Origin of the sequence: Paraburkholderia ultramafica (genome assembly GCF_902859915.1) — a bacterium.
Classification (GTDB): domain Bacteria; phylum Pseudomonadota; class Gammaproteobacteria; order Burkholderiales; family Burkholderiaceae; genus Paraburkholderia; species Paraburkholderia ultramafica.
On sequence record NZ_CADIKK010000070.1, the window covers coordinates 1 to 13,659 of the forward strand.

7 protein-coding genes and 3 pseudogenes are annotated in these 13,659 nt (G+C 64.3%); 6 read left to right on the forward strand and 4 right to left on the reverse strand.

Annotated features, from left to right (window positions below):
* Window positions 1–143: 143 nt before the first annotated feature.
* Window positions 144–482, reverse strand: a pseudogene (locus HV744_RS34970) (IS110 family transposase); the annotation flags it as partial.
* Window positions 483–615: 133 nt separating this feature from the next.
* On the opposite strand from HV744_RS34970, the pseudogene HV744_RS34975 reads away from it, so the two are divergent.
* A pseudogene (locus HV744_RS34975) lies at window positions 616–1,115 on the forward strand (SDR family NAD(P)-dependent oxidoreductase); the annotation flags it as partial.
* A 123-nt stretch (window positions 1,116–1,238) separates the two neighbouring features.
* Here the strand turns inward: HV744_RS34975 and HV744_RS34980 are convergent.
* Both HV744_RS34980 and HV744_RS34985 read right to left on the reverse strand, forming a co-directional pair.
* A complete protein-coding gene (locus tag HV744_RS34980) occupies window positions 1,239–7,166 on the reverse strand; it encodes an ATP-binding sensor histidine kinase (protein WP_246279358.1) in 5,928 nt (1,975 codons plus the stop codon).
* Between the two features lie 1,320 nt (window positions 7,167–8,486).
* On the reverse strand, window positions 8,487–9,662 hold the full coding sequence (locus tag HV744_RS34985; RefSeq protein WP_175153836.1) for a tyrosine-type recombinase/integrase: 1,176 nt from the start codon (window positions 9,660–9,662) through the stop codon (window positions 8,487–8,489).
* A gap of 165 nt (window positions 9,663–9,827) precedes the next feature.
* Between HV744_RS34985 and HV744_RS34990 the strand changes: the two genes are divergently transcribed.
* From HV744_RS34990 to HV744_RS35010, 5 genes are all read left to right on the forward strand, one after another.
* The gene (locus HV744_RS34990) at window positions 9,828–10,895 is read left to right on the forward strand and encodes a DNA-binding protein (protein WP_175153837.1); all 1,068 of its coding nucleotides are present in this window, start codon (window positions 9,828–9,830) and stop codon (window positions 10,893–10,895) included.
* Window positions 10,896–10,900: 5 nt separating this feature from the next.
* Window positions 10,901–11,140: a hypothetical protein gene (locus HV744_RS34995; protein ID WP_175153835.1), complete on the forward strand. Its 240-nt coding sequence runs from the start codon at window positions 10,901–10,903 to the stop codon at window positions 11,138–11,140.
* A gap of 23 nt (window positions 11,141–11,163) precedes the next feature.
* On the forward strand, window positions 11,164–12,039 hold the full coding sequence (locus HV744_RS35000) for a hypothetical protein (RefSeq protein WP_246279359.1): 876 nt from the start codon (window positions 11,164–11,166) through the stop codon (window positions 12,037–12,039).
* 230 nt (window positions 12,040–12,269) lie between these two features.
* Complete coding sequence (locus HV744_RS35005) at window positions 12,270–12,710, forward strand: SET domain-containing protein (protein ID WP_175153839.1); 441 nt, start codon at window positions 12,270–12,272, stop codon at window positions 12,708–12,710.
* 308 nt (window positions 12,711–13,018) lie between these two features.
* The gene (locus HV744_RS35010; protein ID WP_175153840.1) at window positions 13,019–13,213 is read left to right on the forward strand and encodes a hypothetical protein; all 195 of its coding nucleotides are present in this window, start codon (window positions 13,019–13,021) and stop codon (window positions 13,211–13,213) included.
* A 118-nt stretch (window positions 13,214–13,331) separates the two neighbouring features.
* Here the strand turns inward: HV744_RS35010 and HV744_RS35015 are convergent.
* Window positions 13,332–13,659 (reverse strand): annotated as a pseudogene (locus tag HV744_RS35015) (ISKra4 family transposase); the annotation flags it as partial.

The following is a 13,659-nucleotide window of genomic DNA, read 5'->3' on the forward strand; positions in this document are numbered from 1 at the left end:
TGGTGACCTGGCCGTCACCATCGTCCACGGCCAGGATCAAGTCGAACTTCATGCGATAGCTCCTTCATTCAAGAAGAGCGTCATTGTCCGACATCGACCAACCGCGATCGGGGCATCGCCACCCCACCAAAATGAACGCTCTCGATGGTGCCGGTGGGCAGAATGCCAAGGCGCAGCAGCTGCGCCAGGTAACGCGCATCGGTTTCATCGCCACTGTGCTTGAGCCCGTCGTATTTCTTGATGGCCGCAGTGTGCGCCAGGTGCACGGTAAAGCCGGCCGCCTGCAGACCATCGCCCAGCCAGTACCAGTTGAAGGTCGACTCGACCACGACGCCCGCGAGCTCCGCATGCCATGGCGCGAGAAACGCGAGAATCTTCGACAAATCGTTGGAGAGGCGCTTCTCAGCGACAACCCGGTCTGTTTCGTCGGTCACACTCACCACGCTGTTGTTTGAATGCAGGTCAATTCCGCTATATTTCATGTCAGCCTCCTTCTGGTTAAAGCACTTCGCAAACTCACTTTAACCCCGTCGCCCTCCATGGCGACGGTGGGAGGCCCGCTAGATGATTTTCAAATTGCTCAAACTCCGCCTCACTCAACTTCGTTGGAATCGCGCACACGTCTATATCACCGGCCGCCGTCAGGCCGAACTCGACGCCGCAGTGAACGAGATTCGCGAAGCAGGCGGCAAAGCGACCGGCGTGCGCGTCGATTCGATCCGGCTCGGCGAACTCGACGCGCTTTATGCGCAGATCAAGGAAGAGCAGGGTCGCTTCGACGTCCTGTTCGCGAACGCCGGCGGCGGTTCGATGCTGCACCTCGGCAGCATCACCGAAGAACATTTCGACGACACCTTCAACCGCAACGTGAAGGGCGTGCTATTCACGGTGCAAAAGGTGCTGCCGCTGCTCACCGAGGGCGCATCGGTGATTCTTGCCTGCTCGACGGCAGGCAGCGCCGGCACCGCTGCATTCAGCGTGTATTCGGCTTCGAAGGCCGCGGTGCGCGCATTCGCACGTAGCTGGATTCTCGACTGAAGGAGCGCCGCATCCGCGTGAACACGATCAGCCCGCACGCGTGCTCGCGCACTCAAGGGCAGCGGACAAGGGCAGGCGTCGAACAACGCTTAACGGAAACGGCGTTCTCTTGCACTCTCATTGGGACATTCCAGCGTCGGCTCCGCCCTTGACAACGGCCGGACAGCTCAGACCGAGGAGGTCGTCGCGCTTCGTGGCAATCACGATGAAGCATCGGGATGGGCGGGCACGGTGAATTGAAAGGTCGCGCCGCGAGGCTCGTTCGCGCTCGCCCACAATCGGCCTCCGTGCGCCTCGATGATCGAACGGCAGATCGACAGCCCCATCCCCAGACCGGCGGACTTTGTGGTGTAGAAGGGGGCAAAAATGCGCTCGGCGCTGTCTGGGGCGAAGCCCGGCCCTGAATCGCTCACCGCCACGAGCACGCAGCCCGAGTCGGCGCTTCCCGTGCTGATGAGCAATTCCCGCACGCCGTCGCTGATGCCGCTCATGGCCTCGATCGCGTTAATGACCAGGTTGAGGACGACTTGTTGCAACTGAACCCGATCTCCTTCAATGAGCGGTAAGCGCTCCGCGAGTTGCGTCTGCACCGAGGCGCCGTGCTTCCATGCTTCGCCACGGGTGAGCTCAATTACCTCGCGGATCGCCGCGTGGATGTCCAAGCTTCCCTTCCGGGGTGGTGCCTTCTTGATTAGTGATCGGATGCGGCCGAGCACGTCCCCCGCGCGGTTACCGTCGTTGACGATACGGTGGAGCACTTGCCGGACCTCCTCTACGTCAGGTGGCTGAGTGCTCAGCCATCGCAGCCCAGCCTGGGCATTCGTAACCGTCGCCGCGATCGGCTGGTTGACCTCATGGGTGATCGAGGCTGCGAGCTGGCCCATGGTGGCGACGCGGTTCGCATGCGCCAACTCCGTCTGCACTTCGTGGTAGCGCCGTTCGCTCTCATGGGCCTCGGCTTCCGCCCGCTTGCGCTCCGTAATGTCACGTGACACCGAAAGCAGTTGTTCGGGCTGGCCATCCGCATTGCAGATAGGCGTGGTGATTACCTCCCACCAGTGCGGAGCTCCCTTTGCGGATGGACAAAACGCCTGAAATTTCCCAATTCCTCCAGCCCTTGCGGCAGCAATGGCTTCGCTTATCTTGGGGCGGTCTTCCGACTGCCAGAAGTCGACCCAGCGGGTATTCAGGTAAGACTGGATATTGTCTATTTCGAGCAACTGTTGACCGCAGTTGCTCATGAACAGCAGGTTTCCATCCAGGTCCAGCACCTGGATACAGTCGCTGCTGCTCTCGATGATTTTCCGCTTAAGTTCTTCGCTGTCCTGTAGCGCGCGTTCGGCACGCTTGCGCTCGGTCAGATCGAGCACGAAAGCGACACCCTCCTTGCCACCCGGTTCAAAAGAGGTCGGACCGACCACGACGGGCACACGGCTGCCGTCCTTCCTGATGTACTCCTTCTCGAAGGGCTGCGCGCGCCCCGTGGCCCCGATCTCTGCCAGGGCCCGTTCGTCGACTTCGCACCATTCCGGCGGTGTCAGATCGGTCCAGCGTACGCGACCTGAGACCAGATCGTCACGCTCGTATCCCACCATGCGCAGAAAGGCGTCATTGGCCTCGTGAAGCTCACCCTCAGCATTCCAGACGACGATCCCAATGATGTTGGCATCGACGAGGCGCCGGATCTTCGCTTCGCGTTCCGCGAGGTCGCGGTACAGACGGGCATCCTCCAGCACGATCGCGGCCTGCGAGGCCACCAGCCTCAGCACGGCGATCCCGGTCGACGTGAACACCCGGGTAGTGAGGTTGTTCTCGAGGTACAGTGCGCCGGTGAGCCTGGCCTGATTCATGAGGGGCAAGCAGAGAATCGAACGGGCGCGATGCTGACGGATGTAAGGATCGGTGGCAAACGGAGGCTCCGCCGCGGCGTCGTCGAGAATGACGCTCTCCCGGGTGCGCAGGACATGGTAGAGGATAGACTGTGGCAGCACCGCCCCGCTCACGGGCTCGTCGCGCAACTGCACGGTGACAGTCTCGCCGCTGGTCGTGGCTTCCGCAGCTATCCGTCGTTCGCCGCCCTCCAGCAGAATCAGCAGACCTCGTTCGGCGCCGCCCTGTTCAATCGCAGTACGCATGACCATCTCGATCAGCTTCTCCAGGACGATGTCGCCCGAGACCGCCTGCGACACCTTGATCACGGTCGCGAGGTCGAGGTGGTCGATCGGCGCCCCAATCGTGCTCGTGCTCGTTGATGCGGGTGCACGCGATTCCGTCCAAAGGTGTGGATACCGCTCCTCAAGTTGCCGTACCTTGCCGTCAGCGCCCCAACGCTGGTAGCAGTAGTGGGCGTCCCGCAGACACACTTGCGCGAACCTCTCGAATCCGCACCCCGCATAGAAGCGCGCGGCCAGTTCGTTGGCAAGCGCCTCGTTTTGCACAAAGCCGTTTGCGCGTGCCGAGCGGATCGCCTGTTCGTAGAGGCGCATCGCATCAAAATTGCGGTCTTCAATCCTTGCAATCTCCGCGGCGACCAGCGCGGCGCGGCTCTCAAAATTCTCCGGGCAGTATTCCGCCCAGGCTTGGAGCTGCTTATGATGCGTAACGACAGCATCGAGGTGCTGTTGCCGCTCGCCGGCTGATGCACCATCGCAAGAGGCGGCATGGGAGAGCGCACCGAAAAAGCGATAATCCACGGCTGTGAACAGCAATCGCAAGAGAAGCGGATGCAGCCGTTCCGCTCGGGATGCCGCTTGGACGGCCGCGGTATAGTCCCCGGCATAGAAGTGCGCCTGCAGCTTTCGGACGCGGTACCAGCACTCGGCGGGCGCAAGCTCGGGGTTGCTCGCCAAGCGCGTTTCGACCTGGAGTTCGTCGAACTGTTCATCCGAGAAAGAGCCGAATTTCAACGTCAAGCCGCGAAGCGTCCGCACGAGCCCGAGGGACGATGGGATGACGTCGATGACGTGCCCCAACTGCATCTTTTGCGCAAACGCGAGACCATGCTCGGCTTCGCGTTGTACCTCAATGAGCGGGTCGCCCGCTGCGAGAAGATTCTCGATAAGGTAATAGCACCTGTACCACCCCATATACATGAGATCGCCGCTGTGATTTGCGATCTCAAAACCCCGATGCAGCAGATCACGCGCAGTCCGGACCTGCATTGCATATGGGATCAAGTGACATCCAGCTACTAGATATGTCCGGGCCTGGAAGCGCTTGAGGCCGCGTCGCTCGACCAGTTCGCAGCCAAGCCGCCCGAAGCGAAATGCGGTCTTGTAGTCGCCGAAGTACGTACCGGCGATACAGCCAAACTGTACGTAGGTCGCACACGAGCCATCGCCGTTGCCCTGCTCCAGGCTGAGATTGACCGCCCAGCACATAGCGAGGGAATAGAGATTCTCGTGCCTTAAGACTGCAGCCGACACGATCTTGGTCAAAACGTCCATCGTCGCGAGGGATGCTGGATCGGTCATAAGAGGCTGATCGATCAGGTCCTCGATCGTGCGGCTCCCGAGCTGCGACCAGAACCGCTCGTATTCGCGTCGCACCTCCTCGTCTGTCGGATTCGGCGACCATTCGACCCCCAAATATCGGAAATAGTCGAGCCCGACGTCAACGGCGCGGCTGCTCTGACCGAGCGTCGTGTACAGGTCCAGTCGTAGGCAAGCGACCAACGCACGCTCGATGGTCGCTTCGGCTCGCGTCGAAAGCCCATTCAGCCGCGCTTCTGCAGCCGCATGGTCGCCCGTGAGGAACTCGCATTCGGCCCGGTTCAGCTCCAGCGCAAATACCAGTTCGCGCCGGCGCGTCCAGCAATCCTGCGCCGTCAGCGCCGCACCGACACTGAGATAGGTCAGAGCCGAGGCGAAGGCGGTGGCCCCCTTGGCGCGCTCGCCAGCGATCAGGTTGAGCCCGGCCAGCTGCTCCCGTTCGTCTTGCTCGGTGATCAGCGCGGCGCCGCGGTTGAGCTGACCCACGATGTCGAAGATCGCCTCCTCCCGTTTCTCAGGGGGCGTCTGCGCGGCGAGCAGCCGCCCGATCCGCAGATGTGCCTCGGCGCGCAATGCTTCCGGGATCAGCGAATAGGCGGCCTCCTGCACCCGGTCGTGCACAAACCGATAGGAGGTTTCCAGGCGCTCGACCAGCTCCTGACGGACCGCCGGCCACAGCGACGCGTGCACCTGCTCCTCAGCAGTCTCGAGAACGATCGACAGCATCGTGATCGAGGCAACGTTGCCGAGGCAGGCAAGCTGCTGCAGCGCCGGTTGTGTTTCGGCCGGCAGGCGGGTCACCTTGCCGACCATCAGGTCGACCACGTTCTCGGTGTAACGCTGCGCACGGATGCGATCGGGATCCCAGCGCCAGCATGCCGCGTCATGATCGAAAGTGAGTAAATTCTCCTCGGCGAGCGTGTAAAGGAACTGAGTCACGAAGAACGGGTTGCCGGCGGTCTTCTGCTGCACGAGCTGCGCGAGCGATGCGGCGCGTTCCGGCTCGCAGTGCAGCGCATCCGCAATCAACCGCTCGATGTGCTGGCGGGCAAGCGGCCCAAGCTTGATTTCATCGATCCTGGCACCCGTGTTCCTGATGGCCTGAAGCTTGGCCCTCAGCGGATGGGTGGCATCGACCTCATTGTTCCGGTAAGCGCCGATCAGCATCAGGTGCTGGAGATCCGACCGGGTCAGCAGGTCCTCGAGCAGATCGAGCGTCGCTACGTCGAGCCACTGCAGATCATCGAGAAAGAGCGCCAGCGGATGCACCGGCCGCGCAAAGACGCCGATGAAGCGTCGGAACACGAGCTGGAAACGGCGTTGCGCCTGCTGTGGCTCGAGCTCCGGAACCGGTGGCGGGTCCCCGATGATGAGCTTCAGTTCGGGGATCAGGTCGGTCATGAGCCGCGCATTCGGCCCCAGCGCCTCCAGCAACGCAACGCGCCAGCTCGCCAGTTCGGTGTCACGCTTGCCGAGCAGCGGCCGCACCAGGCTCTGGAATGCCTGCACCAGCGTCGAATAGGGAATGTCACGCTTGTACTGGTCGAATTTGCCTGACGCGAAAAGCCCGCGCGGTGGCACCAGCACCTTGTGCAGTTCGTTGACGACCGCGGATTTGCCGATGCCGGAATAGCCGGAGACCAGCACCAGTTCCGTCGCGCCGCTGCTGACCACGCGGTCGAAGGCCGCGAGCAAAGTCTTGACCTCGCGCTCGCGGCCGTACAGCTTTTCGGGAATCAGCAGGCGGTCGGGCGTGTCGTGTTCGCCCAGCGGGAAGGGATCGATCTGCCGATTGTGCTCCCAGCTGACAAGGCAGCGTCGCAGATCCCGCTCGACACCCGCCGCGGTCTGGTAGCGCTCCTCGGCCGTCTTGGCGAGCAGCTTCATGACGAGGTGCGAGACCGGCGCCGGGATAGTCTCCAGGCGCTCGCTCGGCGGCACGGGCTTTCTGGCGATATGGCAATGCACCCATTCCATGGGGTCAGCTGCCGCAAATGGCAGCATGCCGGTGAGCATCTGATAGAGCACGACGCCAAACGCATAAAGGTCGCTGCGCGAATCGATCGAGCGGTTCATCCGGCCGGTCTGCTCGGGCGCCATGTAGGCGAGCGTACCGGCGATGGTCTCGGGCGGCTCGGGCGTCTGGCGCTCGCGCGGTAGCCGCGAGGCAATGCCGAAGCCGGTGAGCCGCGTCCGTCCGTCCGGGCAGTTCAGCACGATATGGGCGGGCTTCACGTCCTTATGGACGAGGCCCCGCTGGTGGAGCCTGGAGAGCGCCGCCGCGATGCCCACGGCGAGGCGCAGCACACTCTCCATCTCCATGGGCGCGCCGAGCAGCCGTTCGAGCGGCTCGCCACCCGGATCCTCGAGCATCAATAGGGTCCGGCCGTCGTCGCGCACCAGCTCCAGAGGCCGCACCGCCCATGCGCCATCGAGTTCGTCCTTCAGCCGGAATTCGTGAGCGAGGCGATCGAGGCTCGCGGGCGACGGATGGTCGGCGGCGGGCCGCACAATCAGGACGTTGTCGCCGCCATCGCCCGGGCGCTGGCCTCGACAGAAAACGCGCTCGCCATCGTCCCACAGGATTTGAAGGCTAGGGCTGTTACCCATCGGCGCGGAATCATGTGAAGGGTTCATCCTGCATTCAGGCTGCTACCGGTCATGGGGTTAAAAGGACGCTGCATTCGTCCGCCACAACCGGGCTGGATGCGCTCAAAAAGCGATTTGCAACATGGAATTTCCACGTCGTCGACGCTGCAGAAGCAGGCATCTCACAGGATACACCCAGGCGACGGAGGTGCTTCGGGATTGGGCTGGCGCGTCCGCGGTGAGTATCTGCGCACGTCGGACGGGGCCAGGCGCGCCACCGAGGCCGTTCAGGCGAAAAAAGATACCGGCATGGGTCGATGAAAGACGAAGGGTCGCCACAAAAAGCGCCTGTTGGACCAAATGTCCGCCGCGCGGTTCGCGGCGGCCTCAGCCAATGATCCGGGACCTCTAAGCTAAGCAACGGCCGGCAGCATGTCGTCAGCCGCTGAGGCGCCGGTGACCGTTGCGCCCCCTAAAGCGCCGTTTCCTTGATGAGGCGTCCACTGGCCGTAGTGGGGTCCGACAACGGGCATTCGCGTTCCGGTAACCGGCCATTCGCGATGGCCACGTTCCACGAGTAGAGGAATGACCGGAACGGCCGATCACCCGCCGTCCTGATTAAGCAACCGAATGACCGGAGTACTTCTGAGGCACCCCTGAGCGGCGCCGGGTCCAGGGATCGAAGATGGGCGACTGCAGCCGATCTGCGCACGCGAACGCAAACCCAGGTGGGCGTCCCCGATCCTCGTCCTTAAGCGGCGTGCGAGCGCCATTCGCGAGTTGCCGGCTCGCTCATTCAGTTGATTGCACCTCCGCGTTGCTCTTTCCAGTTCGTTCCCGTCAAGACTCACCCTGGAGATCCACATCAATCATTCAGACGCAACTAACCGTCTGGTGGTGGTACGTCCCCGTCAACGGCAAACGCCTGTCTTCAGCGATCCGGGCAGAGCCTGCACGGAGAGAGTCACCTGGGTGGCTGATATTTGCGGCGCGCACTGGCCTCCCATCTGTTCTGTAACAGAAAAGACCAGCGACAGCCGATGAAAAGTCCGCCGCTGGATTCATGGGGTGGAGAGCATGGCCGTGATTGACCTGATGCCAGATGGGGCGGTGGACCGGCATCAGATCCCGTTTCGCCTGTCCGGTCAGCGTCGCGGGGTCGCGTGCGCGATCACCCGCGAAGCGCCTGAAGCACCATGCTGGCGACCCCAGGACGCTGACCCGCGCCGCATGCTCAGGGCATTGGCTGACGGGCCGCATCGCATGACCGCGCTCGCCGCAGGAAAAGTCCGCCTGCGCCCGGGTGAGCCGGTCAGGCTCACCGCTGACGGTTTCCCGATCCGGCGTCAGGCTTCGGGTGGCCGCCGGTCACCAGTCAATCCGGTGTTTCTCGCCGGTTTCGCGATGCCGGCGGTCATCATCGACGTGCAGGTACTGACTGGTTGTCGTCAGTGACGCATGGCCGAGGTTATCGCGCACGAGTCGCAGGTCGACCTGCTGATCGGCCATATGGGACCCGGCGCTGTGGCGCAGCCAGTGTGCCGACGCCTGCTCGAGGCGGTCCGCGCGGTGCGCCTGGTCTTCACCGCGGGCACGCAACGCTTGAGCTGCGCCGCTGAAGACGTCCTTCACGATGCGGTGCAGGGCGGCCCGCGTCAGTGGCCTGCGTGACTGGCCGATCGGCAGCACCAGCGGGGTGGCCTCGCCAGGCGAGGGGAGGGTTGGCAGTCCGCGGGTTCGCCGGTAGGTGCCGAGTTCCGTCATCATTTCCGCGGTGGCCGGCACCAGCCGTTCCCTGTCGCCTTTGCCCAGCACTTCGAGCCACCAGCGGTCCTGGCCGCTTTCGTCGCCCCGACGGAAAAACCGGCCCATCGTGTTCGTGCCCACTTCCGTGATCCGCAGGCCACCGAGATACAGCAGGGTAAACAGCCAGCGCACCCGCGCATGGTGCTCACGTTCCCTCGCCGTCTCTTGCGGCATGGACTGGATCCAGCTTTTGACCTCGAGCCACAGTTCGGGCGACAGGTACCGGACGATGCGCGGCTGACCCCGACGCGCGCGCTGGCGCGACAGCGAGAGCGGATTGCCGGCCAGATAGCCGGCCTGCACCAGCCACGCGAACATCACGTTGAGGATCACCATCGCCTGCCGCTGGCTGGCGGGGGCGAGCGGGCCGTAGAACGGCCGCCAGCGCGGATCGCTGCGGGGGTGTTTGCGTCCGCCACTGGCGGTCCATCGTGCGCCCGGCTGCGGATCGGCGAGGAACTGCTGGTAGACGAGCAGGTCCTCATGGGTCAGCGAGGACAGCGGCTTGCCCCGTTGCAGCACCGCCCACAGCAGCAGCCGCTCGGCTTCCTTGCGGTAGTTGTCGAACGTGGTTTTCGTACTGGTGAAGCGGGCGAGCCACGCGCGCATTGCGCTGAGATCATCGGTGGCGGCGACCTGCGTGCGGCCGTGCGCACGGTTCGTGCCGTGCCGGCCATCGAGACCGGCGGGCAGTTCGAGCGCATCGAGCGGGCGCGGGGCGGGCAGGGCGGTTTTCATGGGAGCAGGATGCGGCGGAGCCGGGTGTCAGGGGGCGTGATGATGCGCGCCTCAGGTCTCAGATATTCAACATTATACACATAATGTCAAAAGAGTGACCCTGCAGGGTTAGATATCAGGCGGTTTACGTTGTATTATTGGCCAGATCCTTCGCCCGCCGCCCCCATGTCCGACGCCTTCTCTGACGCCTTATCTGACGCCTTGCCGGATGAGACCCGCCTCGCCGCCGAAATCGACCGCCTGAAGGCCGGCTTCCCGAAAACGCGCGAGCTGTACCGCGAGGTCTGCGCGCTGCTGTTCTTCCGCTTCGGCATCACGCCGACCGCGAACCGGCTGTATCAACTCGTCAGGCGCGGCAGCATGGGCACGCCGACCGCGGTGCTCGGCGAGTTCTGGACCGAACTGCGCGAAAAGAGCCGGGTGCGCATCGAGCATCCGGACCTGCCGGCGGAGCTGCGTGATGTGGCGGGCGAACTGGTCGCGACGCTGTGGACGCGTGCGACCGCGTCAGCCGGGAGCGCGCTCGACGCGCTGCGCGTCGAAGTGGAGGCGCAGGGCGTCGAGGCGCAGCAGGCCGTCGTCGCCGCCCGCGACGAACTGGGTCGCGTCGAGACGGCGCTCGAGCAGCGCACCGCCGCGCTGCTGGCCGCGCAGGTCGAGGTGCGCGAGCTGGACAAGGCGCAGGCCGAAGGGCACGCGGCGCGACAGGCGCTCGAGGCCGACGTCGTGCGGCTGAAGCGCGAGATGACGGCGCGCGACCGTGAACTGGAAAAAGTGCGCGAAGGCTTCTCGCGCGATCTCGGGACGCTGCGCGAGAGCGCGGAGCGCGCCGAGCAGCGCCTGCGTGCGTCGGAAAAGCGCGCGCTGCTCGAGATCGACCGCGAGCGCGGCGCCGCCGCGAAGCTGCAGAAGGAACGCGATGACGCGGTGAAGCGGGCCGACCATCGCGAGGCGGAGCATCGTCGCGTGGTCGAGGCGCTGCAGGCGCAGCTCGGTGACGCCCGCCATCAGGCCGGCGTGCTGCAGGGGCGGCTCGATGCCGTGCAGGCCACGAACGCGGCGCTGCAGGCGCAGCTCGCGGCGTCGCGCGAGGCGGAGGCCAGCCCGGCCCGGCCAGCGCGTGCGAAAGCCGCCCCTGCACGCCCAACCGCCACCCGTCCGGCGGTCAACCGCCTGTCGCGGACGGCACCGGCCGCGGGCAGCAAACCCGCCGTGCGCCGCAAGCGGGGCTAGGCCGGATGGAACCGAAGAACCGCCCGCGCAAAGAAGGGAAAGGACGAACCGGGCGGACCAGTCGCAAGGCCCCGGTCTGCCCGCCGATCGGGGCCCTGATGCGCTATGGCGAGCGGATCGTGCGGGTGGTCGCTGAGGCGAGCGGCCAGCGCGTGATCATCGAATCGGTGGACGAGGATGGCCGTACCTTCCGCAGTACGGTGAAATGGGCGAGCCTGAGCGCGCTTCACGATCAACTTTTCTGAGCGGGATGATGATGCAGCAATCCATGCAGCAGCTCGATATCTTTGCCGACAGCCGTGACGTCATGTTGCGTAACGATGTGCTGGACGCCCTGCAACGCCGCGATGCGGTAGAGGCCCGGCAGGCCTGGCAGAAACTGGTCGACGACTTCCCCGACAACGAAACGCTGGCCGGACTGGCGACCCTGATCGGGGTGCTCGAAGGCGACAGCGCCACGCCGTTCGCCGATCATCGGGCGCTGGCTACAGCCTGCCGTCACCTGGGTGATGCGGTTGAGCCGGCCGCACGGCGCCTGCTGGGCGACGCGGCAGGACAGGCGTGGACGGCGTCATGCTGGCGCGCGGTGGCCCAGCAGGCCGCGGCCTTGCCGTTTCGCGCTGAAGAGCGGGATCATCATGCGGCGCCACTCTGGCTGCGCGCGGGCGACTGGGGAGAGGCCAGGCGGGCCGTCGAGCGGATCGAATCGTGGCGCCGGATCCCGGCGCCGCTGGCGTGGATGGCGGAAGCGCGCTATCGCGCTGATGGGCTGGAGTCGGCGCTGCCCTTGCTGACGGAACTGGCCTGGCTCTCCTCGGTCCGTCTGGCCGATCTGCTGCACCGGTTTGCCGACACGTCCATCGATACGCTGCGCAAAAAGTTCGACGCGACGTTCGACGGGGCGGGTCAGGTGTCCGATCTTGTCTGGTTGCCCGCATGGGTGCTGACCGAAAAACCCGGCCTGGCAACGCTGCTGCGCGAAGCCCAGCCGTCGCGCCAGACGGCGCCGGAGCGGGCAGTGCGGCTACTGCTGCAGATCCTCAGCCTTGAGCGGCAGGGCAACCAGCACGAACTGGTGGAGCGCCGCAAGGCGCTGCGCGATCTGCATGCCGGACTGTACGCGGCGTATCTGAAAACGCGGTGAGTAACGGTGAGTAACGGGGTGGGTTTGGGAAGACTGGACTGCGCCCATTTTTGCTTCGGTAACGCGACGACTTTCTCGTCATTGCACGGATGGACCGTTACGGAAACGGAACGATCACGGATTCGCCGGGAAGCCGTGTGCCCGCCAATCGGCACGCTGCTGTGCTACCCGATGCCACTGTGCGGGTCGTCCCGGTCTTATACTTGCGCGGATACCAGCAAGGGAACGATATGCGGCGCGTGATTGTCCGGCGGTCTTCAGTTCATGGCAAAGGCGTGTTTGCGCTGCGATCGCTCGCAGCGGGCGAGCGCGTGCTCGAGTACAAGGGTGAAATCACGGCGTGGCGCGATGCCGTGCGCCGTCACCGGCGCGAAGGCGTCGCCGGGCACACATTCCTTTTTGGTCTGTCGGACGGGCGCGTGATCGACGGCAGCCGCGGTGGCAATAGCGCACGGTGGCTCAACCACGCGTGCGCGCCCAACTGCGAGACCATCGAAGACGCCGGGCGCATCTTCATTCACACGCTTCGGCCGATCGACGCCGGCGAAGAACTGTTTATTGAATATCTGCTGGCGATCGACGATCCCCTCGATGAAGATGTTCGCGCGCAGTACGCGTGCCGGTGTTCGGCGTCGGAGTGTCGTCAGTCGATGCTGGCGGACGCAGCGTGAACAGGGTGTCCCAGGAGGCGTCGGGTTGCAGCGATTTCCCGACTGGCGGCGACCACTTGGGGCAGGTGCTCGACCGCACAGTCAGGGTCGGTGTGGCGGCGGTGTTTCATCTTGACGTGTTCAAACTTACGTTGCCACGACGCGAACCATCCGGCTCAGGTCACGGCGCACCGACCAGAACGCAAATGTCGCTCGATCTTGACGATTCGTGGTGACATCGACGCCAACGCGTGCGTTGTCGGCACAATCAGGGGAGCGGTCTTATGCAGGAGCGGAAGCTGGCACGAACGAGGGCTGCGGAGGTCGGATTGCTGGAACTGCTGGACCGGCTTGAACTGACACTGACGGAGATTCCCGCACGCACATCGATCTGCAAGGCGCTGTCGGATCTGAACCGGCGGCTCGGTTCAACCCGCGGCAAACCTGCTGCACGGGCCAGTCGCCCTGCGTCTCCGCGACGTCGGCGTTCAGCCGTCGTCGAGTCCTTGCCGCTGTTTCTATAAAGGTGGGGCGGGGTCGCAGCCCGCGGCGTATCGGCGAGCACCTGTAGCTGCATGGTTGTCAGGCGTGCGACAAACCGTCCGTCCGGTGCCCGATAGGAGAGCGTTCATTTTGGTGGGGTCACGCGCTGATTCGGAGAGTTGCGTCGTTGGCAGCGAAGCCGGGGTACCACCGTTCGAAGTCCTGGCGAAGCCGATCGTCGATGACGCGGATGCGCACCTGGAGCATCAGGTGGGCGCTTTGCGGCGACCAGCGCATTTGCTGTGACTTCGACATGCGCTTGTCGATGATCTGATTGACGGCCGACTCCACGAACGCGGTCGAAACGCGTTCGCCCGCGCGATATCGTCGGCCATAGTCCGGTAACGATTCGGCGTTGTTCTCCAGGTATTGACGCAACCCGGCGGCGAGCTTGCGAGCTCGAGCCACGACGGTCTTGTCTGCCAAT